The 25079-nt window shown below is 64.2% G+C and carries 25 protein-coding genes and 1 pseudogene; 10 read left to right on the top strand and 16 right to left on the bottom strand.

Annotation, left to right across the window (positions count from 1 at the left end):
* Positions 1-28: 28 nt before the first annotated feature.
* The 3 genes from HHL21_RS15545 to pgi are packed head-to-tail and all read right to left on the bottom strand — an operon-like array spanning position 29 to position 3028.
* Complete coding sequence (locus HHL21_RS15545; RefSeq protein WP_169467458.1) at positions 29-487, bottom strand: hypothetical protein; 459 nt, start codon at positions 485-487, stop codon at positions 29-31.
* A complete protein-coding gene (locus tag HHL21_RS15540; RefSeq protein ID WP_169467522.1) occupies positions 484-1374 on the bottom strand; it encodes an SMP-30/gluconolactonase/LRE family protein in 891 nt (296 codons plus the stop codon). Before HHL21_RS15540 ends, HHL21_RS15545 begins: the two co-directional genes overlap by 4 nt.
* A 10-nt stretch (positions 1375-1384) precedes the next feature.
* Positions 1385-3028 carry a glucose-6-phosphate isomerase gene (pgi, locus tag HHL21_RS15535; protein WP_169467456.1) on the bottom strand — a complete coding sequence of 548 codons (1644 nt, stop codon included), beginning with the start codon at positions 3026-3028 and terminating at the stop codon, positions 1385-1387.
* 270 nt (positions 3029-3298) lie between these two features.
* Here pgi and edd point away from each other — a divergent pair, with 270 nt between their 5' ends.
* From edd to HHL21_RS15520, 3 genes are read left to right on the top strand one after another with little or no spacing between them, the layout of a single operon-like run.
* Entirely contained in the window at positions 3299-5212 is a 1914-nt protein-coding gene (gene edd / locus HHL21_RS15530) for a phosphogluconate dehydratase (RefSeq protein WP_169467454.1), read from the top strand.
* The gene (eda, locus tag HHL21_RS15525) at positions 5209-5832 is read left to right on the top strand and encodes a bifunctional 4-hydroxy-2-oxoglutarate aldolase/2-dehydro-3-deoxy-phosphogluconate aldolase (RefSeq protein WP_169467452.1); all 624 of its coding nucleotides are present in this window, start codon (positions 5209-5211) and stop codon (positions 5830-5832) included. Before edd ends, eda begins: the two co-directional genes overlap by 4 nt.
* Before the next feature lie 50 nt (positions 5833-5882).
* Positions 5883-6464, top strand: coding sequence for a Rhs element Vgr protein (locus HHL21_RS15520; RefSeq protein ID WP_229496468.1), 582 nt, complete (start codon positions 5883-5885; stop codon positions 6462-6464).
* 6 nt (positions 6465-6470) lie between these two features.
* Here the strand turns inward: HHL21_RS15520 and HHL21_RS15515 are convergent, their stop codons facing one another.
* The 6 genes from HHL21_RS15515 to HHL21_RS15490 are packed head-to-tail and all read right to left on the bottom strand — an operon-like array spanning position 6471 to position 11083.
* Positions 6471-7178, bottom strand: a complete 708-nt coding sequence (locus HHL21_RS15515) for a CPBP family intramembrane glutamic endopeptidase (RefSeq protein WP_169467450.1) — start codon at positions 7176-7178, stop codon at positions 6471-6473.
* 19 nt (positions 7179-7197) lie between these two features.
* Positions 7198-8418 carry an ABC transporter permease gene (locus HHL21_RS15510; RefSeq protein ID WP_169467449.1) on the bottom strand — a complete coding sequence of 407 codons (1221 nt, stop codon included), beginning with the start codon at positions 8416-8418 and terminating at the stop codon, positions 7198-7200.
* Between the two features lie 17 nt (positions 8419-8435).
* Positions 8436-9167, bottom strand: a complete 732-nt coding sequence (locus HHL21_RS15505) for an ABC transporter ATP-binding protein (RefSeq protein WP_169467447.1) — start codon at positions 9165-9167, stop codon at positions 8436-8438.
* Positions 9164-10087: an efflux RND transporter periplasmic adaptor subunit gene (locus tag HHL21_RS15500; RefSeq protein WP_169467445.1), complete on the bottom strand. Its 924-nt coding sequence runs from the start codon at positions 10085-10087 to the stop codon at positions 9164-9166. The genes HHL21_RS15505 and HHL21_RS15500 overlap by 4 nt, the downstream gene beginning before the upstream one ends.
* Positions 10027-10374, bottom strand: a complete 348-nt coding sequence (locus HHL21_RS15495) for a biotin/lipoyl-containing protein (RefSeq protein WP_169467443.1) — start codon at positions 10372-10374, stop codon at positions 10027-10029. Before HHL21_RS15495 ends, HHL21_RS15500 begins: the two co-directional genes overlap by 61 nt.
* A gap of 13 nt (positions 10375-10387) precedes the next feature.
* Positions 10388-11083: a YIP1 family protein gene (locus HHL21_RS15490; RefSeq protein ID WP_169467441.1), complete on the bottom strand. Its 696-nt coding sequence runs from the start codon at positions 11081-11083 to the stop codon at positions 10388-10390.
* Positions 11084-11272: 189 nt separating this feature from the next.
* Between HHL21_RS15490 and rpiA the strand changes: the two genes are divergently transcribed.
* Together rpiA and HHL21_RS15480 are read left to right on the top strand one after the other, a co-directional pair.
* The gene (rpiA, locus tag HHL21_RS15485) at positions 11273-11950 is read left to right on the top strand and encodes a ribose-5-phosphate isomerase RpiA (RefSeq protein WP_169467439.1); all 678 of its coding nucleotides are present in this window, start codon (positions 11273-11275) and stop codon (positions 11948-11950) included.
* A 17-nt stretch (positions 11951-11967) separates the two neighbouring features.
* Positions 11968-12300, top strand: a complete 333-nt coding sequence (locus HHL21_RS15480; RefSeq protein ID WP_169467437.1) for a hypothetical protein — start codon at positions 11968-11970, stop codon at positions 12298-12300.
* A 59-nt stretch (positions 12301-12359) separates the two neighbouring features.
* Here the strand turns inward: HHL21_RS15480 and HHL21_RS15475 are convergent, their stop codons facing one another.
* Complete coding sequence (locus HHL21_RS15475) at positions 12360-12632, bottom strand: oxidative damage protection protein (RefSeq protein ID WP_169467435.1); 273 nt, start codon at positions 12630-12632, stop codon at positions 12360-12362.
* 32 nt (positions 12633-12664) lie between these two features.
* Positions 12665-13975, bottom strand: a complete 1311-nt coding sequence (argA, locus tag HHL21_RS15470; RefSeq protein ID WP_169467433.1) for an amino-acid N-acetyltransferase — start codon at positions 13973-13975, stop codon at positions 12665-12667.
* 54 nt (positions 13976-14029) lie between these two features.
* Here argA and hrpA point away from each other — a divergent pair, with 54 nt between their 5' ends.
* From hrpA to HHL21_RS15445, 5 genes are all read left to right on the top strand, one after another.
* Positions 14030-18133, top strand: a complete 4104-nt coding sequence (gene hrpA / locus HHL21_RS15465; protein ID WP_169467431.1) for an ATP-dependent RNA helicase HrpA — start codon at positions 14030-14032, stop codon at positions 18131-18133.
* A 284-nt stretch (positions 18134-18417) separates the two neighbouring features.
* Positions 18418-19479 carry an extracellular catalytic domain type 1 short-chain-length polyhydroxyalkanoate depolymerase gene (locus tag HHL21_RS15460; protein WP_229496467.1) on the top strand — a complete coding sequence of 354 codons (1062 nt, stop codon included), beginning with the start codon at positions 18418-18420 and terminating at the stop codon, positions 19477-19479.
* Between the two features lie 95 nt (positions 19480-19574).
* A complete protein-coding gene (gene imuA, locus HHL21_RS15455; RefSeq protein ID WP_169467427.1) occupies positions 19575-20282 on the top strand; it encodes a translesion DNA synthesis-associated protein ImuA in 708 nt (235 codons plus the stop codon).
* Complete coding sequence (locus tag HHL21_RS15450; protein WP_169467425.1) at positions 20212-21696, top strand: Y-family DNA polymerase; 1485 nt, start codon at positions 20212-20214, stop codon at positions 21694-21696. The genes imuA and HHL21_RS15450 overlap by 71 nt, the downstream gene beginning before the upstream one ends.
* Before the next feature lie 25 nt (positions 21697-21721).
* Complete coding sequence (locus HHL21_RS15445; protein WP_267874087.1) at positions 21722-21994, top strand: HigA family addiction module antitoxin; 273 nt, start codon at positions 21722-21724, stop codon at positions 21992-21994.
* Positions 21995-22031: 37 nt separating this feature from the next.
* Here the strand turns inward: HHL21_RS15445 and HHL21_RS15440 are convergent, their stop codons facing one another.
* From HHL21_RS15440 to HHL21_RS15425, 5 genes and pseudogenes are all read right to left on the bottom strand, one after another.
* The gene (locus HHL21_RS15440) at positions 22032-22382 is read right to left on the bottom strand and encodes a hypothetical protein (RefSeq protein ID WP_169467421.1); all 351 of its coding nucleotides are present in this window, start codon (positions 22380-22382) and stop codon (positions 22032-22034) included.
* A 139-nt stretch (positions 22383-22521) separates the two neighbouring features.
* On the bottom strand, positions 22522-22683 hold the full coding sequence (locus HHL21_RS21435) for a hypothetical protein (RefSeq protein ID WP_206085801.1): 162 nt from the start codon (positions 22681-22683) through the stop codon (positions 22522-22524).
* Complete coding sequence (locus tag HHL21_RS15435; protein ID WP_206085800.1) at positions 22656-22889, bottom strand: hypothetical protein; 234 nt, start codon at positions 22887-22889, stop codon at positions 22656-22658. The genes HHL21_RS21435 and HHL21_RS15435 overlap by 28 nt, the downstream gene beginning before the upstream one ends.
* Positions 22879-24514, bottom strand: a pseudogene (locus tag HHL21_RS15430) (transposase family protein). The gene HHL21_RS15435 and the pseudogene HHL21_RS15430 overlap by 11 nt, the downstream one beginning before the upstream one ends.
* A gap of 4 nt (positions 24515-24518) precedes the next feature.
* Positions 24519-25028, bottom strand: a complete 510-nt coding sequence (locus HHL21_RS15425) for a recombinase family protein (RefSeq protein ID WP_206085799.1) — start codon at positions 25026-25028, stop codon at positions 24519-24521.
* Positions 25029-25079: the final 51 nt, after the last annotated feature.

Below are 25079 nucleotides of genomic sequence, written 5' to 3'. Positions count from 1 at the left end.
GTCGATCCGGCCGGCCCGGCGGGGTAAATCAGTCAGCCCTTGCCTCCAGCGACAACGACTCGATGCGTCCTGCAGCGCTGGCGACATACAAAGTACGATGTTCGCAGGTCAGTTCTAGCCTGGCAGGCAATGGCTGCGGCAGGTTCAATTGCTGCGCCACGCTGTCGTGCGTCCACCCGCGTGCGGCGATGTGGCGACGCTCCATGACGGAACTGACAACCCAGGGCCGGCCGTCGGCCGTCACGCGGTAGTCGATCCTCGCGTCGCGCGCATCGTACCGGTAGGTCGAACCTTTCCCTCCCTTGCCGATGAACCGGTCCGGCGGCGCTCCAGTGCGGCCTTCGACCTGCGCGGCGAGGTGCGCGTCTTCCTGCTGGATGAACGCGCAGATTCCTTTGTCGCCTTCAGGCGCTGCGTTCGCGTGGGCGGTGAGGCAGAGGACGGTGGCAGCAGCCAGCGTCCGGAGGGGGAGGTTTGGTTTGGTCATGGCTGATAGGCATTCTCTACGCGGCCTGCGACGTCCACGCGCAACGACAGCAGGCGGCCGGTTAGTGGGAACTGCGCGATTTCCTCGGCCGGACGGTGGCCAAGGCTGGTGATGAAAAGCGTACGCATGTCGTCGCCGCCGAAGGCCATCATGGTCGGGCAGCGAACCGGGAGCTTCAGTTCATCCAGCAGTTCGCCGTCCGGCGCAAAGCGCAGCAGGCGCGCGCCTTCGATCATGGCGACCCAGTACGCGCCCTCGCTGTCGACCGCTGCGCCATCCGGGCGGCCGCCATAGTTGCGGGTTTTGTCGGCCGAGAACTGCTGGAAGCGCGATGGGTGGGCGACAGTGCCGGTGGCGCTGTCGAACTGGTAGCGGTCGACGCGGTGGGTGGTGGTGTCCGCGTGGTACATCGAAGTGGCATCGAGCGAGAAGGCGAGGCCGTTCGATACCGTCATGCCGCCCGACCATTTGAGTTCGACCTTGCCTTTCTCGAGGCAGAACATCTGCGCGGCCTGCTGGTCGCGCGGTTCGTAGATGGTGCCGACCCAGAATCGGCCCGCCGGATCGACGCGGCCATCGTTGAAGCGCGTTGTCGTCATGTCGTACGGCGCCGGCGCAATCTCGGCGATGCTGCCGTCCTGCGGATTAAACGTGAAAAAACCCGCGCGCATCGCCACCACCAGGCCGCCGGTGGCGTTCAGCGCGAGCGCCGAGGGCTCGGTCGGCATGCGCCATTCATCGTGCGTGCCGGTCGATGGATGGAGGCGGTGGATCGTGAAGCCGCCGATGTCGACCCAGTACAGGCACGATTCGGCCGGATGCCAGAGCGGGCATTCGCCCACGTTCATCGGCGCGTCCCAGGCGACCGTGATGTCGTTAGTGTCCATGGTCGTCATGTCAGGTGGCTGCCTTGGCCATCGCAATGAGGCCATTGGTCGAGCTGTCGTGGCGTTCTGGTTTGGCTTCGCCGGTCAGCTCCGTTTCGATGTTCTTCGCCAGTACCTTGCCGAGTTCGACGCCCCACTGGTCGAAACTGTTCACGTTCCAGATCACGCCCTGCACGAACGTTTTATGCTCGTACAGCGCAACCAGGGCGCCAAGCGTGAATGGGTTCAGGTACTCCATCAGGATGGTGTTGCTCGGACGGTTGCCGGGGAAGGTCTTGTGCGGCGCCAGGCGCTCGATCTCGGCAAGCGACAGGCCTTGCTGCCGCAGGTCGGCGCGCACTTCGTCCAGCGTTTTCCCCTTCATGAAGGCTTCCGACTGGGCGAAGCAGTTCGCCAGCAGTGCCGCGTGGTGGTTCTCGTACTCGTGCGCAGGGCGTAGCGCGGCGATGAAGTCGATCGGCGTCACGTCGGTGCCCTGGTGGAGCAGCTGGAAGTACGCATGCTGGCCGTTGGTGCCGCAGTCGCCCCAGATCACCGGGCAGGTGGCCACGTCGAGCGGCTGGCCGTCGCGCGTCACGCGCTTGCCGTTGCTCTCCATGTCCAGCTGCTGCAGGTAGGCCGGGAAGCGGTTGAGGTCCTGGTGGTAGGGCGCGATCGATACCGACGAGCAGCCGAGGAACTGGCGGTTCCAGAAGCCGATCAGGCCAAGCAGTACCGGCATGTTCTTGTCGAGCGGCGCTTCCTTGAAGTGCAGGTCCATCGCGTGGGCGCCGGCCAGCAGGTCGCTGAAGTAGCCGAAGCCGACTGCCAGCGCTACCGGCAGGCCGATCGCCGACCATACCGAATAACGTCCGCCGACCCAGTCCCAGAACGGGAACATGTTGGCCGGGTCGATGCCGAAGGTCTTGATCGCTTCGGTGTTGGTCGATACGGCGACGAAGTGGCGCGACAGCTCCGACTCCTGCGCGTGCTGCAGAAACCATGCGCGCGCGGTCTGCGCGTTCATCATGGTTTCTGCGGTGGTGAAGGTTTTGGATGCGATGATGAACAGCGTCGTTTCCGGGTTCACTTTGGCGAGCGCGGCGTCGATGTCGTGACCGTCGACGTTGGAGACGAAGTGCATGGTCAGGCGCGGGTGCGTGTACTGGCGCAGCGCGAGGCAGATCATTTTCGGGCCGAGGTCGGAGCCGCCGATGCCGATGTTGACGATGTCGGTGATCGGCTTGCCGGTGTAGCCCAGCCACGTACCGGCGCGCACCGTATCGGAGAACGCGCGTACGCGGTCGAGCACTGCGTGGACGTCGGCGATGACGTCCTGGCCGTCGACCGTCAGCTCGGCGGTGCGCGGCGCGCGCAGCGCGGTATGCAGCACGGCGCGGCCTTCGGTCAGGTTGATCTTCTCGCCTGCGAACATAGCGTCGCGGCGAGCCTCCAGGCCACGCTCGCGCGCCAGGTCGGCCAGCAGTTCAAGCGTGCGCCCGTCAAGCCGGTTTTTTGAATAGTCTAAGAACAGGCCTGCGGCGTCGACGGTCAGCTTCGGGAAGCGCTCCGGATCGGCGGAAAACAGGCCGCGCAATTGCCAGTCTTCGGCTTCGACAGCGTGGGTTTCAAGAGCCTGGAAGCTGGCGGTATGGGTAAGGGCTGGCTGGCGCATGGATGTCGTACGTTAGATAGGTTGAAGACGAGTCGCGCATCGCGCGTAAGATTATCGAATAATACATGATGTATACGTAAATTCACTACAAACCGATGTGGCAGGAGATGGCGTAGGGCGGGTAAGCGCGCAGCGCGCACCCGCCAATGCATGTCCAAGACGGAACCCGGCGGGTGCGCGCAAGCGCTTACCCGCCCGACGGTCCGCGAAATGCGCATCCGGATCCGATTTGTAGTAAAATTTCAGAAAATTAATTCAAAAGGAATGACCATGGCCTTGCATCCTGTAGTTGACGCGGTAACGCAGCGGATTATCAAGCGCAGCAAATCTTCACGGACGGCTTACCTCGCGCACCTCGATGCGGCCCGCATGCAGGGCGTGCAGCGCGGCGCGCTGTCGTGCACCAACCTGGCGCACGGCTTCGCTGCTTTCCCCGCCAGCGACAAGCTGAAGCTGAAGGAATTCAAGAAGCCTTCGGTCGCCATCATCTCCTCCTACAACGACATGCTGTCCGCGCACCAGCCCTTCGAGTCCTTCCCGGCGATTATCAAGGACGCCGTGCGCAAGGCCGACGCGGTCGCCCAGTTCGCCGGCGGCGTGCCTGCGATGTGCGACGGCGTCACGCAAGGCCAGCCGGGCATGGAGCTGTCGCTGTTCTCGCGCGATACGATCGCGATGTCGACCGCGGTGGCGCTGTCCCACAATATGTTCGACTCCGTCCTGTACCTCGGCGTATGCGACAAGATCGTCCCGGGCCTGTTGATCGGCGCGCTGCACTTCGGCCACTTGCCGGCGGTGTTCGTGCCGGCCGGCCCGATGACGACGGGTATCTCGAACAAGGAAAAGGCGCGCATCCGCCAGCTGTACGCACAGGGCAAGGCCACGCGCGAAGAGCTGCTCGAGAACGAAGCGGCGTCGTATCACGGCGCCGGCACCTGCACCTTCTACGGCACCGCCAACAGCAACCAGATGCTGATGGAGATCATGGGCCTGCACCTGCCGGGCGCCGCCTTCATCACGCCGGGCACGCCGCTGCGCGATGCGCTGACTGCGGCAGCTGCGCAGCGCGCGGTCGCGATCAGCGAGCAGGGCAACTACACGCCGGTCGGCCAGGTGGTCGACGAGAAGTGCATGGTCAACGGCATCATCGGCCTGCTGGCTACCGGTGGTTCGACCAATCACACGCTGCACCTGGTGGCGATCGCGCGCGCCGCCGGTATCGTCATCGACTGGAACGACTTCAATGAGCTGTCGGCGGTCATCCCGATGCTGACCCGGATCTACCCGAACGGCGACGCCGACGTGAACCACTTCCACGCCGCCGGCGGCACCGGCTTCGTGATCCGCGAACTGCTCGACGCCGGCCTGCTGCACGACGACGTTACCACCATCCTCGGCAAAGGCCTGCGCGCCCACTGCACCGAGCCTTTCCTCGACGGCGAGCAGGTGATCTGGAAGCCGGCGCCGAAAACCACCGGCGACGACAGCGTGCTGCGTCCAGCCAGCGCACCGTTCTCACCGGACGGCGGCATGGTGCTGGTCGACGGTAACCTGGGCCGCGCCGTGATGAAGGTGTCGGCCGTGAAGATCGAGCATCGCGTGGTGGAAGCGCCCGCGCTGACCTTCGATTCGCAGGAAGACTTCATGCACGCCTATAAAGCAGGACGCCTCGACCGTGATTTCGTCGCGGTGCTGCGCTTCCAGGGACCGCGCGCGAACGGCATGCCGGAACTGCACGCGCTGACCCCGGCGCTGGCAAACCTGCAGGACGCCGGCCGCAAGGTCGCGCTGGTCACCGACGGCCGCATGTCCGGCGCGTCGGGCAAGGTGCCGGCGGCGATCCACGTGTCGCCTGAAATTCTCGCCGGCGGCCCGCTTGGCCTGGTGCGCGACGGCGACATCATCCGCCTCGACGCCGGTACCGGCACCCTTGAGGCGCTGGTGCCTGCCGAAGTCTGGGCGGCGCGATCGCACGCCACCGCGGATTTGGGCTCCTGCCAGGTTGGCATGGGCCGCGAACTGTTCGCGATGTTCCGCAGTACGATCAGCGAAGCGGAGCAGGGCGCCGCGACATTCCCGCTGCCATCGCCGATTCCAAGTACCCTCAACGTGCATGAAGGCGCCGATATCGGCAACACGGTGCCGGGCTCCGATGAAGACTTTTTGATCAAGAACCCAAAATGACCATGACCCTACTCGACATCATGCGCTCGGCGAGCGTAATCCCGGTAATCGCCATCGACGATCCTGAGCACGCCGTGCCGCTGGCGCAAGCGCTGGTCGCGGGCGGCATCCGCGTTCTGGAAGTGACGCTGCGCACCGAGCATGGCCTCGGCGCGATCCGCGCGATGGCGCAGGTGCCGGGCGCGATCGTTGGCGTCGGTACGCTGACCCAGGGCGACGAATTCGCCGCGGCGCGCGATGCGGGCGCCGTGTTCGGCGTGTCGCCCGGCCTGACGCAGGCGCTGATCGAAGCGTCGCGCAAGAGCGGCCTGCCGCTGCTGCCGGGCGTGATGACGCCGTCCGAAGTGATGGCTGCGCGCGAAGCCGGCTTCCGCCAGCTGAAGCTGTTCCCGGCGGTGCCGGCGGGCGGCGTCGGCATGCTCAACGCGATCGGCGGTCCGCTGCCGGACGTGACTTTTTGCCCGACCGGCGGCATCTCGATCGAGACCGCTGCGCAGTTCCTCGCATGTAAAAACGTGGCCTGCGTCGGCGGTTCCTGGCTGACGCCAAAAGATGCGATCAGGGCGGGCAACTGGGCGCACATTACAGAACTGGCCCGCGCGGCCGCCGCACTGCGCTAACGCAATTGAACGCGGCGCGTGCGAATCACGCGCCGCGCTAGAATGGGCGGATGTCACATGAACCGCCGCACATCCTCATCACGCCGGCAGCGCGCCCGGCGGCGCTACCTCACCGTCCGATGACGGAGGGCGAGGTCCGCATGGCCTCGGCCATTTTCGGCGACGCCATCGACTACGCGCTTGTGCGCATCTTCGGCCGCCGCTACCTGCCGTTCGGCCTCCAGCCGCGCAACTGCGCGATGTCTCCCAACGGAAGCATCTACTTCCACCGTTCCTGCTGCCTGACCGATTTCTCGCGCGGCGACGATCATGCCAGGCACTGGTTCATGCACGAGATGGTGCACGTGTGGCAGCACCAGCTGGGTTATCCGGTACGCCTGCGCGGTGCGATCCGGATCGGGCTCGGATACCGCTACGAACTCGCGGCTGGCAAGACGCTCGCCGACTACAACATGGAAGCGCAGGGCGATTTATTGGCGGACTATTTCGTGCTCAGGCACCTTCGGTCGCCGCGCACGATGCGCCAGCCGCGGTACGCGGACAGCGGCCGCCTGTTTGAAACGGTCCTCGCCGGATTCCTTGCCAACCCACGCGACAAAAAAAACCTGCCGCGGCGGCTGTTGCGGCTTTAACGGCCGTCAGGCGGCCTGGCGCTGCGTGACGGCGCGCAGGTAGCACAGCGCGGTGGCGCGCAGGTCGATCAGGATATGCACGATGATCGGCGCAAGCAGGCTGCCGGTGGCGATGTACAGGTAGCCCAGGAACAGTCCGATCGTACCGGTCAGCAGCATCCCCTTCAGACCTTGACCGAAATGGGCGATGCCGAACATTGCCGATGCCAGCAACAGCGTCGTCACCGGGTCGAGATTCCATGGCGCGGACTGCAGGTAGGCGAACAGGAAGCCGCGGTACAGCACTTCTTCGCAAATGCCGGCCGTTACAGAGACCCCTGCGAACAGCGCGATTTCAGTTCGCGTCTGCGGGAGCAGGTAATCGATCTCCGCCAACTGGGCGAAAATCTTCTGGCGCATGGCCTGGCTGAAGACCGCCAGTATCAGCGGCAGCATCAGGGCCACTAGCAGCGCCGGTAGAACGCCCAGCATGAAATCGGACGAGACCGCGCCGGCAAGCTGGCGCAGGCCAGGCGGCACATTCCACCAGCCCTGGAGCGGCATCATGGCCATCACCGCAAACGTGGACAGCCAAAGCACGGCGCAGCAGCGGATATAGCATTGGGTACGGGCCAGCGGGTGCCGCGCCGTGCGCAGGCGTTTCGCCTCCCAGTAGTCCCAGGCCGGGAACGCGAGCGCCATCAAGGCTGCCATCAGGTGAAATGCAATCATCATCAGTACCGTTCAGTCGAATTTACTCGTAGCGCAGCGCCTCGATCGGGTCGAGTTTAGCCGCTTTGCTGGCGGGGAAAACGCCGAAGACAACGCCGACGCCGCCCGAGAACAGCAGCGATACCGCAATCGCCCACCATGGCACGAAGGCGGTCGGGAAGTTCGGGATCAGCGCCGCGGCGCCTGTTCCGATCGCATAGCCGAGCGCGACGCCAATCAGGCCGCCGAACAGCGCGAGGATGACCGCCTCGATCAGGAACTGCAGCATGATGTCACGGCTGCGCGCGCCTATGGCCTTGCAGATGCCGATCTCGCGCGTGCGCTCGGTGACCGACACCAGCATGATGTTCATGATGCCGATGCCGCCGACCAGCAGCGCGATGCCGACGATGCCGCCCATGACCATCGTGACCATGGTGCTGATCTCGCCGAAGCTTTTGGACAGCTGGTCGGATGCGACCAGTTCGAAGTCGTCCTTGTCATCCGCCTTCAGCTTGTGCGACGAGCGCATCGCGGCGGTGATCTGGCGCTTTACCTCATCGGCCGGGGTCGCGCTGTCGCTGCTGACGTTGATCCTCATGTTCGGCTTCTGGTTATTTCCGATCATGCTGCGGCCGGTCTTGTACGGGATGATCAGGTAATCGTCCTGCGACATGCCGAACAACTCGCCGCGGGTTTCCATGACGCCGACAACCTTGAACCACTCTCCTGAATACTGGATGAACTGACCGAGAGGTTCGCCTTTGAGGTGCAGCTCGTCGACCAGTTTCGAACCTATTACCGCGACGCGGCGCGCATTCGTCTCGTCGGCGCTGCTGAGGAAGCGGCCGGACTGCACATAACGCTGGTGCACGTCCTGATAGCTCGGCGTGGTCGCGATCACATGTGCGAAGGCCTTGTTGTTGGCGACACGGACGTCGCCGCCTCCCGGCGAAAATACCGGGCACAGGTCGCGAATGCCGTCGACGTGGGCGCGCAGCTGTTCGACGTCCTCGAAGCGCAGCGTGTTGATCTTGCCGCGCAGGACATCCTTGAAATCGTTCTTGGCGCTGATGGTGATGGCGTTGCTGCCCAGGCCCTCGAACTGCTTGCTGATGCTTTGCGACATACCCTGGATCAGCGACACCACGGCGATGACCGAGGCGACGCCGATGATGACGCCGAGCGAAGTCAGGAAGCTGCGCAGGCGATGAGCGCGAATGGCAGCGATCGCGGAGCGCAGCGCTTCGATGAATACGTACATGCTGGCCTTTCCAGGAATTAGTTGATGCGGTCGAGCGTCACATGGGCAGCTGTCCGGCTCTGCGCCGGAGATATCGGATTGAGAATGTCGCTGACGACGGCGCCGTCATGCAGCCGCACTACGCGGTGGCATTGGGCCGCGATCTCGGGTTCGTGCGTGACCATCACCACGGTCTGTCCCGCCGCGTGTACTTCGCGGATCAGCGCAAGGATATCGCGGCTGGTCGCCGAATCGAGGTTGCCGGTCGGTTCATCGGCCAGCAGGATGGACGGCTTTCCGACCAGTGCGCGTGCAATCGCCACGCGCTGGCGCTGGCCGCCTGAAAGCTCGTTGGGACGGTGGTGCATGCGCTCGCCCAGCCCGACATGACGCAGCGCTTCTTCGGCCATGCGCACACGCTCCTTCAGGCCAACGCCGCGGTAGATCAGCGGCTGCGCCACGTTGGCCAGCGCGGTGGAACGCGGCAGCAGGTGGAAGCTCTGGAAGATGAACCCGATTTCGGCATTGCGCACCAGCGCCAGTTCGTCGCTCTCCATCGACGCCACGTCCCGCCCATTGAGCAGGTAAGTGCCGGAAGTGGGGCGGTCGAGGCAGCCGAGAATGCTCATCATGGTCGACTTGCCGGAACCGGAAGCGCCGATGAAAGCGATGTATTCGTTGCGCCCGATATTCAGCTCCACGCCCTGCAGTGCGCGTACTTCCTGGTCGCCCATCCGATAGGTTTTCGTCAGGCCGGACAATCGGATCACAGGCTGTCCTTCGCGGCAGGGGCCTGTGCGCTGCGGCTTTGCTTCGGGTCGGCCTTGAGTGCGCCGACGGCGTCGCCGTCACGAAGCTCACGCAGCAGGCGCGCCGGGCCGATTGCAACGGTATCGCCCTTGACTACGCCTTTCAGCACTTCCTGGTTGTTGTCGTCGGCCAGTCCCAGTTCTACCGTGCGCTTGCTTACAACGCCGTCCACCACGGCCAGCACGTAGCTGGCGGACTTCTCCTTTGTCCCTGCCGGCTGCTCGGTCAGTACCGCCTGCAGCGGCACGGCAGGGCGGGCGGTGCCGCCGCCCAGCACGATTTCGACGCGCGCGGTCATGCCGGTGCGCAGTGCCAGGGGGCTGTCGTCGAGGCGCACCTTGACGATGTAGTTGCGGCCCTGGGTGCTGACCTTCGGCGTGAGCGAAACGCTTTCGACCTTGCCGCTGACCGGCTTGTCGGCGTATGCGGACGGGTACACACGCGCACCCTGGCCTGCCGCCACGCCGGCGATATCGGCTTCGTCGACGCTCACTTCGGCCATGATCCCCGAAACATCGGCAATTGTCATCAGGCTGGAGCCGGCGATGCCGGTGGCGCTGGCGACGGCGGTCTCGCCGACCTTGATCTGGACCGCAGTTGCGGTGCCGCTGATCGGCGCCCGCACTTCGGTCTTGGCCAGGCGCTCCTTCGACAGAGACAGCATCGCCTCGGCCTGCTGGAACGCTTCGCGGCTGGCGCGCAACTCGACTGCGGCCAGGTCGGCTTTGTGGCGCGCATCTTCGAAAGCGCTGGCGCCGATGAATTTGGCGTTTGCCAGGCTGGCGCTGCGCTCAAGGCTGCGCTTCTGGTTGGCGAGGTTCAGCTGGGCGCGCTCGATCGAAATCGCAGCACTGCGCCGGCTGGCGTCCTGCTGCGCCACTTCGGCGCGGTAGGTGTCGGATCGAGCCTGAGCAGCACCTGGCCGCGCTCGATCTTGTCGCCTTCCTTGACCAGCACCTCGCTGACTTTCCCGATTACTTCGCTCGACAGCTGGACCTCCTGGCGAAACACGAGGTTGCCCGAGGCGAGGATGGTTGGCTGGATCTGGCGCAGTTCGACCTTGGCCAGTTCCGCTTCCTTTACCGTCTTATTCTTCGACAGCTTGACCGCAACCGGCACACCGATGAATGCCAGTACGACGGCCGCCGCAATGATTTTTCGTTTCATTTTTCTTCAGGCGTTATCCGAACATGACGATCTTGGCGGCCCACAGGCCGAAGATCACAAGCAGCGGCAAGACGCTGACGGTGATGCAGGTAGCCAGGCTGCGGCCGGTCCATACGCGAAGCCCGATCACGGTCAGCACGGCGGACCACAGCAGCGGCAGGTCGAGGCTGTTGAAGAATCCGCCCCATGGGTGGCCGACCGGCAGGTGGAGCAACAGGAAGTTCAGCGACACCATCGACAAGTCTTCCATGGCCACGCGCCCGCCCGACGTCATGATTTGCAGCGCCATCAGCGGCAGCACCAGCAGGCGCGGAAGCGCGGTCCAGGCGGTCAGCGCAAACCATTTTCCGTAGCTGATATCGCTGCCAAGGAATTTACCGGCAAGCAGGTAATACAACGCGTACAGCGCATATGCGATCGGCGTGCCGATCAGGATGCCGCCCAGCGCAGACCACGTCATCACCGTCGGCGACATCATCTTGTGCATCGCTTCGCGCTCGTCGCCGGTCATGTCCGGTTTGGCAGCGATGGCCTGGTCGACCATCCACGGGAAATCCACCGTCTGGAAGTACCAGTACATCATCGCGGCACTGCTGATCATCAGCGCCAGCAGCGGAAGCCAGGTGTGCGACTTGTCGCGCAGCGCGGCGAATGCCTTGCCCGGTTCATAGAATATTTGGAATGGAATTGCGGCTACGTTGTTCGACATGTCAGGTTCACTGATTGTTTAGTAGTCGAACAATATCCTTTGCAGACGTGAACGTCTATTCATGGCGGGTAAGGCCGGGGCGATTAGCGTGTGTGTCTTAGTTGTCATCCCGGACCTGTCGGCAAAATTGCCCGGCACCGGCGCAGTGCGATCCGGTAAAATGGCATATTCCTCATTTTTACTCACATCATGACTCAAGACGAACTCAAACAAGCCGTGGCGCGTTCCGCCATCGACTACGTCGTTGACGGCGAAATCATCGGCGTCGGCACTGGCTCGACCGCCAATTTCTTCATCGACGAACTGGCCAAAATCAAGCACCGCATCAAGGGCACGGTAGCCTCGTCCGAAGCGACCGCGGCGCGCCTGCGCGGCCACGGCATCGAGGTATTCGACCTGAATGAGGTCACCTCGATCGCCGTCTACATTGACGGCGCCGATGAAATCAACGCGGCCGGCGCGATGATCAAGGGCGGCGGCGCCGCGCTGACGCGCGAGAAAATCGTCGCTTCGGTGTCGCAGCAGTTCGTCTGCATCGCCGACGGCTCCAAGCTGGTCGACGTGCTTGGCAAGTTCGCGCTGCCGGTGGAAGTGCTGCCGATGGCGCGCGCCGCTGTCATGCGCAAACTGGCGGAACTGGGCGGCCAGCCGCGCCTGCGCACCAAGCCGGGCGCCGATGAAGCGTTCATCACCGACAACGGCGGTGAACTGATCGACGTGGCCGGCCTGCAGATCACCGATCCGGCGGCGCTGGAAACGCACATCAACCAGATCGTCGGCGTGGTGGCAGTGGGCCTGTTCGCCCAGCGCGGCGCGGACGTTTGCCTGCTCGGCACCAGCGAAGGCGTACGGAAGCTGACGTTCTGACCGCCCAAGGGGAATCCATGAAGCTGTATGTGCTGACCTTCTGCGCGCTGCTTGCCAGCGGCTGTTCGATGTTCCAAGCCGAACCGGTCGCCGTCGCGCCTGTGGCGGTTAAGGCTGCGCGCCAGCCGGGGCTGGTCGATGCGAATGGCGCGCCGATCGAGCGCGTGCCGTTCGTGCCGGGCCGGTCGTCGGCGACGGTGGAGAAGATGGCGAAGCTGAAGGGATGTACGGGCGGACAGGGCGCCGGGCTGATGACGCCGGAAGGGCCGGTCGAGGTTTATCGCATGATGTGCCAGGAGGGCAGGACCTTCATGGCGCGGTGTGAACTACGCCAGTGCAAGGCGATGTAGACGGTAAAACGCAGGGCGGATGCGCTTTCGCTTATCCGCCCTACGGTTCTCGACGGATTTTAATCCGCTGGCGGCACGTAACCCACAGCCGCATCGGCGCCTTCGCCGAAGAAATGCTTTTCCATCTGCGCCGCCAGGTACTTGCGCGCACGCAGGTCAGCCAGGTTCAGGCGGTTCTCATTGACCAGCATGGTCTGGTGCTTCAGCCATGCGGCCCAGGCTTCCTTCGATACCGATTCGTAAATCTTCTTGCCCAGCTCGCCAGGATACGGCGGGAAATCCAGCCCTTCGGCTTCTTTGTTGAGTTTGATGCAATGGACGGTGCGGGCCATTTCTGCTCCTGATGCGATGTGTGAAACTACAATTATAAAGATTTGACCAGCACCTGCGACTTGCGCTGCCAGTTGTACATGCGCTGGCGGTCTTTTGGCAGCGCATCGATGGTCGCGGGCTTGAAGCCGCGCTTCTGGAACCAGTGCGAAGTGCGGGTGGTCAGGACGAACAGTTGTTTGAGTCCGGCGGCGCGCGCGCGGTTCTCCATGTGGCGCAGGATGCGCTCGCCGTCGCCCTGGGTCTGCACCTCGGGATTGACGGTCAGGCATGCCATCTCGGCCATTTTCTCTTCCGGGAACGGATACAGCGCCGCGCAGCCGAAAATCACGCCGTCGTGCTCGATCACCGAGAACTGGTCGATTTCGCGTTCGATCAGCTCGCGGCCGCGCTTGACCAGGGTGCCGTCGGCTTCCAGCGGTTCGATCAGCTTGATAATTCCGCCGACGTCCTCAATTGTGGCCTTTCGCAGGCTTTCGAGGTTCTCGTAGCTGATCATGGTGCCTACGCCGTCGTGGGTAAACAGTTCGAGCAGCGCCGAGCCGTCCATCTCGAACGGCACGATGTGGGCGCGCGAGACGCCGCTGTTGCATGCCTTGATCGCGTGCTGCAGGTAGAACGACGAGTCGGTCGCAAGGAAGGCCGCTTCCAGAACGGCTTCGGCCTGGTGCGAGGACAGTTCGCGGATCTCGGCGCCGCCTTCGTCAAGCATCATCGCCGTTTCGGTGATGAAGATGATTTTGTCGGCGTGCAGCGCGATGGCGGCCGATACGGCGACGTCTTCCATCGTCAGGTTGAACGCTTCGCCGGTCGGCGAGAACCCGAGCGGCGAGAGCAGCACCAGGCTGTCGGTGCCGAGGATCGCGTGGATTCGTTCGGCGTCGACCTTGCGGGTGATGCCGGTCAGCTCGAGGTCGACGCCGTCGATAACGCCAAGCGGACGCGCGGTGACGAAGTTACCTGAGATGATGCGGATCGAGGCATGGGCCATCGGCGTGTTCGGCAAACCCTGGCTGAACGCGGCTTCGATATCGAGCCGCAGTTCGCCCGCGGCCTCCTTCGCGCATTCGAGTGCGGCGGTGTCGGTGATGCGGAGGCCGTTGTGGAAGCGGCCTTCGACGTTACGCAGCGCGAGCTGTTCGGCCACCTGCGGGCGCGAGCCGTACACGATGACGACGCGGATGCCGAGTGCGACCAGCAGCGACAGGTCCTGCGCCAGGACCGACAGTGCGCCGGCGGCGACAAGTTCGCCCGGGAATGCGACCACGAAGGTCTTTCCACGGAAAGCGTGGATGTACGGCGCGACTGAGCGCAGCCATTGGACGAATTGGGTAGGAGTTTCCATTTGCCGCATTATAATTCGCTGCGCGACTTGCGCGCCAAATTCATGCAAAAAACGATGTCAGAACAGAGTAACAAGCCCGAAGTACCCGCAACGCAGGCGCAGCAAGCGCGCAAGGCTCCCCAGCAGCGCGACGGCGGCCAGCCGCGCAAGGCGCAGGACCAGCGCCAGGGACAGCCGCGTCCCGCGCGCGAAGCGGGTGAGCGCAGGCCGAAGGAGCAGGGCCCGCGGGCGCCGCGCGAGCCGCGTGAAGTGGTGCGCAATCCGCTGCCGCCGATTACCTTCCCCGAAGACCTGCCGGTCTCGGGCCGCCGCGGCGACATCGCCAAGGCGCTGACCGAGAACCAGGTGATCATCGTCTCGGGCGAAACCGGCTCGGGCAAGACTACCCAGCTGCCGAAGATCTGCCTTGAACTTGGCCGCGGCCAGAAAGGCCTGATCGGCCACACGCAGCCGCGCAGGATCGCGGCGTCGTCGACCGCCAAGCGCATCGCGCAGGAACTGGGCTCGCCGCTGGGCGAGCACGTGGGCTTCAAGGTCCGCTTCAACGATACGCTGTCGAAGGGCGCGTCGGTCAAGCTGATGACCGACGGTATCCTGCTGGCCGAAACCCAGACCGACCCGCTGCTCAAAGCCTACGACACGATCATCATCGATGAGGCGCACGAGCGCAGCCTGAACATCGATTTCCTGCTTGGCTACCTTAAGCAGCTGCTGCCGCGCCGTCCCGACCTGAAGGTGATCATCACGTCCGCGACCATCGACGCGGACCGCTTCTCGCGCCACTTCGGCCAGCCGGGCAAGCCGGCGCCTGTGATCGAGGTGTCGGGCCGCCTGTACAAGGTGGAAGTGCGCTACCGTCCGATCGACCGCGACCCGGTGACTGCCAGTGCTCCCGAGGGGAAGCCGCAGCCGAAGGCGCAGGCAGCGCGTGAAAAGCGCGACCTGCTCGACGGCGTCATCGACGCGGTCGACGAGTTGAGCCGCATCGGTTCGGGCGACGTGCTGGTGTTCCTGCCTGGCGAGCGCGAGATCCGCGATTGCGCCGAGGCGCTGCGCAAGCATCACCCGCCGCACGTCGAGATCCTGCCGCTGTTCGCCCGCCTGTCGGTCGAAGAGCAGGACCGCGTCTTCAAGATCAGCAATGCGCGCCGCATCGTATTGGCCACCAACGTGGCCGAGACCTCGCTGACCGTGCCCGGCATCCGCTTCGTGGTGGACGCCGGCCTGGCGCGCGTGAAGCGCTACAGCTTCCGCAACAAGGTTGAACAGCTGCAGGTCGAGCCGATCGCGCAATCGGCGGCCAACCAGCGCGCCGGCCGCTGCGGCCGCGTGGCCGATGGCGTCTGCGTCCGCCTGTATGAGGAAGACGATTTCCTGCAGCGGCCGAAATTCACCGAGCCGGAGATCCTGCGTTCGTCGCTGGCCGCCGTCATCCTGCGCATGAAGGCCCTGCACCTGACGGACGTGGAGACCTTCCCGTTCATCGAACCGCCGCAGGGCCGCGCGATCGCCGACGGCTACCAGCTGCTGCAGGAAGTCGGCGCTGTCGATGAAGCCAACCAGCTGACGCCCCTCGGCCACAAGCTGGCCAAGCTGCCGCTCGATCCGCGCGTCGGCCGCATGATCCTTGCCGCGTTGGATAACGCCTGCCTGACCGAGATGCTGATCGTGGCGTCCGCACTGTCGGTGCAGGACCCGCGCGACCGGCCGATGGAATACCAGCAGGCCGCTGATGAAGCGCACAAAAAATTCGCCGACGAGAAATCGGAGTTCCTGTCCTTCATAAAAATCTGGAGCTGGTTCGAGCAGGCGATCGAGCATAAGAAGTCGAACCGCCTGCTGCAGGAAACCTGCCGCAGCAATTTCCTGTCGCAGGTTCGCCTGCGCGAGTGGCGCGACGTGCATTCGCAGCTGCTGACGATCGTGCGCGAGCAGGGCTGGCGCCTGAACGACGCGCCGGCGACGTACGAGAACCTTCATACGGCGCTGCTGACTGGCTTGCTGGGTAACGTCGGCTTCAAGGCCGAGGACGAACCGGGCGGCGCTTACCTCGGCGCGCGCGGGATCAAGTTCCACATCTGGCCAGGATCGTCGCTGCTGAAAAAACCGGGCAAGTGGGTGATGGCGGCAGAACTGGTCGAGACCACGCGCTTGTATGCGCGCTGCGTGGCGCAGATACAGCCCGAGTGGGTGGAGCGCGTCGGCAGCCACCTGCTGAGGAAATCGTGGGGCGAGCCGCGCTGGGAGAAGCGTTCCGCGCAGGTAACCGCGTCGGAGAAGGCAACGCTGTATGGCCTGACGGTGTACAGCCAGCGCCGCATCAACTACGGCCAGAAGAATCCGGCCGAGGCGCGCGAGATTTTCATTCGCGATGGCCTGGTGGCGGGCGACTACGACACGCGCGCGCCGTTCTTCGCACATAACCAGAAGCTGATACGCGAGATCGAAAACCTCGAACACAAGTCGCGCCGCCTCGACGTGCTGGTGGACGACCACCTGATCGCGGCCTTCTACGAGAAGATCATTCCGCTCGATGTGGTCAACGGCGCAGGGTTCGAGAAGTGGCACAAGGACGCCACGCTGGACAATCCGAAGCTGCTGTTCCTGGTGCGCGAAGAACTGATGCGCCATGAAGCGGCCGGCGTGACGACAGAGCTGTTCCCGAAAACGATGTCGGTGACCGGCATCGAGATGCAGCTTGCTTATCACTTCGAGCCGGGCAGCATGCGCGATGGCGTGACTTTGTCGGTGCCGCTGTTTGCGCTGAACCAGTTGCCGCGCGAGCGCGCCGGATGGCTGGTGCCTGGCATGCTGAAGGAGAAGGTGCACCTGCTGCTTAAATCGCTGCCGCAAAAACTGCGCCGCCATTGCGTGCCGCTGCCGGATTACGCGGCGAAGTTCTGCGAGCGTGTGCACGATGCCGGAAAGTTCGGCCGCGGTGACCTGGTCGATGCAATCATCGCCGACATCCGCGCCCAGACCGGCATTGCGGTGCTGACCACCGACTTCAAGGCGGAGACCCTGCCGGCGCACCACTTCATGAACTTCAAGGTGGTCGACGAGCATGGCCGCCAGCTGGAAATGGGCCGCAACTTGTCCGCGCTGCAGGACGAGTTCGGCCGCCTGGCGCGCGAGAGTTTCCAGAAGATGGCCGAAGGTAAAGCGCAAGCGGCGCCCCTTTCGGCTGCTTCGCTGCAGCAACTGTCGGGATTAAAGGGGGGCGTTCCTGCTGCGGCGAAAGGGAACGCGCCTGTCAAGGATGGCAATGCGGCGCCTGCCGCTGCACCGTCCGCGCCTGCGGTCAGCCAGCATACCGGCATGACCAGCTGGAGCTTCGGAGAATTGCCGGAGTTGCTCGAGATCGTGCAGGGCAAGCTGACCTTGATCGGCTTCCCGGCGCTGGTCGACAAGGGCACGCATTGCGACCTGGAAGTGTTCGACGATCCTGCCGTTGCGGCGCGCACCCATCGCATCGGCTTGCGCCGCCTGTTCGCGCTGCAATTTCGCGAGCAGCTTAAGTTTGCGGAAAAGAATATTCCGGGCATGCAGCAGATGGGCATGCAGTTCATGGCGCTCGGGTCGCAGGAGGAATTGCGCGACCAGATTGTCCAGAAGGCGATCGATATCGCTTGCCTGCAGGATCCGCTGCCGGCCGATGCGGCATCGTTCAACAAACGCAAGGAAGAGGGCAAGTCGCGGCTGGGTTTGCTGGTAAACGAGATCGCGCGCCTGGTTGGGCAGGTGCTGGCCGAGTACCACGGCCTGCCGAAGAAGTTGCAGAACGTGCAGCAGCAAGTCGCCGCCGATATCCAGGGGCAGTTGCAAGGCCTGGTGCACAAGCGCTTCGTTGCCGATACCGATTATGCGCAGCTGGCGCATTTCCCGCGTTATCTGAAGGCAATCAACGTCCGGCTTGAGAAGCTGCGTGGCGATCCGACCCGTGATACACGCCTGATGGCGGAGTGGAACCAGTCCGCCAGCCATTTCCTGCGCGCGGCGAAGGACCGGCTGGCCGGCAAGAACAGTGATCCGAAAATGGTCGAGTTCCGCTGGATGCTCGAAGAGCTGCGCGTGTCGCTGTATGCGCAGGAACTGCGTACGCCGATGCCGGTTTCGGCAAAGCGGCTTCAGAAAGTGTGGGAATCGATGCAGCGCTAGGCATGTCCGGGATAGTCCGCCTTGCGCCGCGGATGCGATTGGCGCGCGCGTTATTGTTGTGTTTCCGCCTTATGAGTGATAACGCACAGAACGCGTGTTTCCCGGTTGCTACTCTAATTAAAAATTGGAGGCATTAAAATGATGTTCCTTACCGCACGCTGCAACAACGCCGGCCCGCTGGGCAAACCTATTCCTACCCGTTCCCTGGCCGCGACCCTGCTGGCTCGCCTCCCGGGACTGTCAAGGCTTCGATGGTAAAACCGGTACGGCCGTGGCTGCGCAGCTTGCTGCGCAACGCCAAGAAACAGCAGCGTACGACCGCTCGCGCGGTAAAGACGCTGCTGGCTGTTCCAAAAGTTAAAACCAAGCTTACCGCTACGCCGGCCGCGCGCAAAACGCGGGCGAAAACCGTTACCGGTGCTCCGGCGGGCGTCAGTTTGACCGGCATGTGGCTGGGCGACCATTACACGGGTGTCGGCGCGCGTGGCGCATTGCGCACCATGCTGTACTGGCTGTATCTTCCCCCTGCCGTTCCGCAGCAGGGCATCCCCCTGGTCATCATGCTGCACGGCTGCGACCAGACCGCGAATGAGTTTGCCCAGGGTACACGCATGAACCTGGTCGCTGAAAAGCAGGGTTACGCTGTGGTCTACCCCCAGCGGTCCAAGGTAAGCCATCCCCAGGCTTGCTGGAAATGGTATGACCGGGCAACCCAGGAAGGCGGCGGCGACGTTGGCCTCATTGTCGGGATCGTCAATACGGTCGCCGCTTCCCATCCCATCGACCGTTCCCGCATTTATATATGCGGCTTGTCCGCCGGCGGGGCGATGGCGCATATTGTCGCGCTTAACCATCCCGGCCTGATTGCTGCGCTGGGCGTGCATTCGTCGCCGCTGTTCGGGGCCGCAGGCGGCGCCGTCGCTGCCATGAAGGTGATGCTGCAGGGCGACGCCCGCCGCGCCGCGGCGGCGATACAGGAAGTGCTTGACCGGCAGCCGGGTTTTCCCGCGATGCCTACCATCCTGTTCCACGGCGAGTCCGACCGGATTGTTCGTCCAATTAACCAAGTCCACCTGGAGCAACAGGCGCTGCTGCTCAATCGCGTGCCAATCGGAACACCGGTCGATATCACCACCCGCGAGCGCACCAGCCGCACGCTTGCCTACCGCTTGCGCGACGTGCGCCTGCAACGCAAACTCCTGCTACGGGTCGTGCAAATTTCTGAACTCAAGCATGCCTGGAGCGGCGGCGACGCCAGCCTGGCCTTCAACTCCGGCCCCGGGCCAGTCTCCAGCAAGCTCCTGCTCGACTTCTTTTCACGTCACAGCCGGGCCGGCAGCGCCTGAATCCAAAGTCAAGGGCGCGCCGCAAAAAGATAGGTATTGCCAAACCGGCCTTCGAATAGTACTGTATATCCATCCAGTATTCAGGCGGTTTGACCATGACTTCTCTACACTCCATTGCCGCCCCGGAAAGTTTGCATCCTTCCTTGTGGCTGGCTTCGCAACTGGCGCATTCCAGCGCCCGCTGCGTCGACACGGGGCATCCGACCCTGTCGGCACAGCTGCCGGGCGGGGGCTGGCCCACAGGCACGCTCAACGAATTGTTGCTCCAGCAAGCAGGCATCGGTGAGATGCGCCTGTTGCGCCCATCCCTGCAAACGGTGGCCCGGCGCCGCATCGTCTTGCTGCAGCCGCCGCACCCGCCCCAGGCGCTGGCGCTGGCTGCCCTGGGCATCAAACCATCGCAACTGCTGTGGGTGCGCACCAGCCGCAGCGCCGACGCGCTGTGGGCTGCCGAACAGGTATTGCGCAGCGGTAGTTGCGGTGCGCTCTTGTTCTGGCACAGCCATGCGCGCGGCGAGGCGCTGCGCCGCCTGAACCTTGCCGCGCAATGCGGCGAAACCCTGTTCTTCATGCTGCGGCCGCTGGCTGCCGGCCAGGATGCCTCGCCCGCGCCGCTGCGCCTCAGCTTGCGTCCGGCGGCGGGCGGCATGGAAATCGGTTTCGTCAAACGCCGGGGGCCGCAGCGTGACGCGCCGCTGTTCCTCCCACTCACACCTTCTTTACTGCAACGCCATGCGCCTCTGGATCGGCCTGTACCTGCCCCAGCTACCGCTCGAAGTCTTCTGCCCGAACTGGTCCAGTGACGACGCCGGCAGCGTCGTCCTGGAGCAGGAGCGCGTGCTGGCCGTCTCGCCACTGGCGCGGGCGGCCGGGGTGCAGCCGGGCATGCGGCGCGGCGGCGTGCTCATGCTCATGCCCGAGGCGCGCCTGTACGAGCGCACCGCCGAGCGCGAAGCCGACGCCCTGCATGCGGTCGCGATGGCGCTGCTGCAGTACACACCGCTGGTAGCGCAAGCCGAGGAATCGACGCTGCTGATCGATATCGGCGCCAGTCTGCGCCTGTTCGGCGGCATCCGTGCGCTGTGCCGGCGCATACGCGACAACATGCGCGCGCTCGGCTTCACCGCCGTGCTCAGTTGCGCGCCCACGGCGCGCGGCGCCTGGCTGCTGGCGCGCCACCGGGGTGGCAGGGCGCTCGGCATGCCGTCGCTGGTGCGGCGGCTCGACCGCCTGCCGTGCGGCCTGCTGCCGCCGGCGCGTCCGTTCGCATCGTGGATCGAAGGCATCGGCTGTTTCAGCCTGGGCGACATGCGGCGCTTGCCGCGGCCCGGTCTGCAGCGCCGCTGCGGCCGCGCGCTGCTCGACCTGCTCGACGCCGCGTATGGCATGACGCCCGAACTGTTCGACTGGATCGAGGCGCCCACCACGTTCCGCGCCCATCTTGAATTGTTCGACCGGGTCGAGAATGCCGAGGCGCTGCTGTTCGGCGCCCACCGTTTGCTGCTGCAGCTGACAGGCTGGCTGTGTGCGCGCCAGCTCGCCGTCGAACGCATCACCTTGCAGCTCGAGCACGAACGCGGGCGGGTGGCGCGCGCGCCCACCATCATCGAAATCGTATTGGCCGAACCGACATGGCGCGATGAACACCTGGTGCGGCTGCTGAAGGAAAGGCTGGCCAGGCAGGTGCTGGAAGCGCACGTGATCGGCCTGTGCCTTGAAGCGCTGCAGGTGCAGCCGATGGCGCCGCCGAGCGAGTCGCTGTTTCCGGAGCCGGGCGGCAGCGAGGAAGACCAGCTGCGCATGCTTGAACTGCTGGTAGCGCGGCTGGGACCCGATAACGTGTTGCAGGCGGCGCCGCAAGCGGACTACCGGCCCGAACTGGCCAATGCCTGGCTGCCGGTGCAGAAAAAAATCCGCCAGGCGGCGCTGGACGCGCAGATGCCGCCCGATGTGCTCAGCCTGCCGCGCCCGGTGTGGCTGCTGGCCAAGCCGATCGCGCTACTGATGCGCAACCACCGTCCGTTTTATGGCTCGCCGTTGAAGATGGCGTCGACGCCCGAACGCATCGAAGCGGGGTGGTGGAGCCAGGCGCATGCGAGGGATTATTTCATCGCCGAGGGGCAGGACAATGCGCACTACTGGGTGTACCGCGAACGCATCGCGGGCATGGCGGAAGACGCCGAGCCGCGCTGGTACTTGCATGGCTTGTTTGCGTGACTTGACATTGTAACGGAGTGGATTACTGCCCGCACTCAAGATGACGCAAACCGAACGGGCCCAATTGCTGGGCGTAAGCCGCCTCACGGTCTCCGAACTAATCAATGAAAAACGATCGATGACGCCCGCGATGGCAGTCAGGATCGCAACGTTGCTCAATACGTCCGCCGAAAGCTGGTTGCAGATGCAGCAAGCTCTTGATTTGTGGGAGGTGCGGCAGGATTACACCGCTTTGGATACAGTAAAGCCGTTATCCGAATCGCGGCTGGCAGGGTTGTCGATACACGGCGAATCGTAGATGTTACGCCGTCCACCCAACGCGGCCAGCAGTGGTCTTACTCGTCGTCGAATTCCTCAGCCAAATTCTTCCAGCCTTTGCTCTTGGCAAACGCGCTGAACTCTTCCGGCGCCTCAAGCACGATCAGCTTGCGGTCCTGCAAGCCGGGATCGCTGGGGCCGAAGTCCGGGCCCTTGTAGCCCAGCGTGCGCAGCTGGGCGATGACTTTGCCGGCCAGTACCTGGTCCTTGTACAGGCCAGGCTCGACCGGTGCGGCGAAGTCCACGTACACGTCGATAATCCCGTAACCCTCGTCGAAGATGCGAATGCCCTTGATGTCATGGGAACGGCCGGTGCTGTCCACGGCCTTGAACGGTCCGCTCAGCTGGATGTCGGTATCTGTAGTCATGGAAGAAGCATACACCATCGATGCGCGCGGCATCTGCCGAACCCTTCCGTGCGCAGCAAGCCGCAACGCAAAATTTCTTTCTGCAGGCGGCCGCAAAAATCATATTTTTTTTTGCCCTTGAAATGAGCGAGCCCTGCCATTAGATGGGGACCAACGGATGCTCCAGCTCGCGGTCGCGCCGCTCGCCCTGTTTGGGGATCTGCACCTGCTTGTCCTGCGACAGGTCGTAGTAGAGCGCCGAAATCAAGGTGGCCAGCTTGATGCTGTGCTTCTCTACTGAAATCGATTTGGCGACGGACACGCGGTTTTCCTTTTCAGGATCTGCTGCAGGCGGCGCAGCGTGACAGTCTTGCCGCTGCCCACGACGCCGCAGACGGCGATCAGACGTCCCTGCATGACCGCGCCCTTGATGTCCTTGATGAGCTGCTGGTGGTGCTCGGTCTCGTAGTAGCCGGTCTGGCTGAGCGCTTGCGTCAGCCCGTAGTACTGCATAACCTCAACCCGCATGGTCCCCTCCTGATTGTTTGCTTCGGAAATAGTCCCGCACGCGCGCCAGTACGACGTTGCGGTTGAGTGTCTCGGCCAGCACCTGGTCGATGAAGGTCCGGTCCTCCGGCGCGAGCTTGGCCAGCGGCCGCGCCAGGTCGGCGGCGATGGCCAGCTTGGCGGCGATGGGGCCGGCGAAGTGGTATTCGTGCGCAGCGGCGTCGAACGGCTGGTGCGGCAGTGGCATGGCGGCGGCCGGCGGCGCAAGGTGCATGTCGCTTCCGGCCAAAGCGCTGATCGGCAGATCGAGCTGGTCGGCGAGCGCACGGATGCGGTCGGCGCGCTCGTCCGCCTTGCCGCGCTTGAACGCGCGGTAGCGATGCAAAGGGATCGGGCCGGACACCGGACGGTAGGGCCCGAATTTCTCGGCGTCGAACTCGACGTATAGTTCGTCGTCGAACAAGCCCCACAGCAGGACGACGGTCTCGCCGGCCATGTCCGGCTACCACTTGGTAGGCGGTGCCGCCGATGGTGATGCGCGCGTCGACGCCGACCTTGCGGCGCTCCGGTTCGCGCGCGAACCGGCAGAACTGCTCCCACGCGCACATGTCGCGCACGCCGTCGGCCGGCAGATTGGCCAGCCAATCGTCCAGCCGGGAATGCTTCTCTGAGCGATGGCTCTGGTCGTTGTAACGCAGCAGGTAGCGCATCAGCCAGTCGTTGGCCTGGCGCTCCGTTTCCGGTTTGTGGAAGTGGTAAAGGGTTTCATGCGCTTCCTTCACCGTCCTGAACGGGCGCTCGACCTTGCCCTTCGACCTGGCAGTTGTTCGGGTGCCGTCCTTGCCGGCCGGGATATGGGTGAGCCACGCGATATCGAGGGCCAGCATGACGTTCTGGAAAACCCTGCTTTTGGCCACAGGACCGTTGTCCAGATAGATCATCTTCGGGCGGCCCTGGAACGGAAACGCGGGGTCGGCCTTGGCGGCCATGGCGTTGTACAGGAAGCGCAGCGCGGACTCGGCGTCCTCGCCGTACACGCACTGGTACTCCTGGTAGCCGACGCCGCTACGGTCATCCACCACGCTGAACAGCATCAAGGTTGGCACGCCCTTCGAAGGATCGATCCAATCGGGCTTGTCGATGTGCTTGAGGTCGGACGGCGACATGTCGAATTGCCAGCAGTCGTTGCTGTGCTCTGCCTGAAAACGCACTGCCGGCGGTTCGCGCAACAGGTGAGGCTGATCGAGGCGCAACAGGGAAAGATGGCGATTGACGGTCGGGCGCCGCAGCAGGCCCTTGGGCGCCTTGACCAAGCCCTGCGCCGTTTCCACGCCGTAGTCCTCCATCAGCTCGATGGCCCGCCCGGTGGAAAGGTGGCGCCCGGCCTTGTTGGTGGTGCGCAGTTTGAGCGCCGCGATCAGCTCGCAATAGCGTTCCAACTCCGCTTGCGGCAACAATCGCGGCTTGCCGTAGTCGGCGCGGTGCGCAGCGTGTGGCTTCTGAACCGCTTGCAGCGCCCGATAGACGGTCGTCGCGGAGACGCCGTACAAGCCGGCCGCCGCGGCGATCTGGGCCGCCCGCTCTTGGCTCTTGGACGGCAGGCGGTCCAGCCGCTGCCGTAGTTGCAGCAGCGAATCGACGGGAATCGCCTTACGCTGGCCGCTCATGGCGGGCCAGCGCGCGGTACACCGAGGCGCGGCCGACGCCGAGCCGCCGCGCGATCTCCGTCGCGCCGAGTTTCTCTTCAACGTGCAGGCGCTGGACCTCGGCGGAATCGACCGATGGCTTGCGCCCATGGTAGGCGCCGCGCGCCTTCGCGGCGGCGATGCCTTCGAGCTGGCGCTCTCGCCGGAGGTTGGTTTCGAACTCCGCGAACACGCCCAGCATGTCCAGGAATGCCTTACCCGCCGCGCTGCGGGTGTCGATGGGCTGCTCAGTCGCCTTGAGGGTGACGCCGCGCTCCTTTAGCGTGTACACGATGTCCTGCAAATCTTTGATGCTGCGCGCCAAGCGATCTATCCTCGTCACGACCAGCGTGTCGCCACGCCGCAGAAATTCGAGTAGCGTCGCCAGCTCAGTACGGCCGGCGCGGCTGGTACCGCTCGCCTTCTCCGCCCGGACCACATCGCAGCCCGCAGCGCGCAGTGCCTGCTCTTGCAAGGCTGAGACAAAAAAATTGTCTCGCTCCCGTGGTCCGATAAGGTGTACCCA

The organism is Massilia polaris (assembly GCF_012927275.1).
Taxonomy (GTDB): Bacteria; Pseudomonadota; Gammaproteobacteria; order Burkholderiales; family Burkholderiaceae_D; genus Telluria_A; species Telluria_A polaris.
The sequence above is the reverse complement of the archived record's forward strand: the minus strand, read 5'-3'. Positions and strand labels throughout refer to the sequence as shown.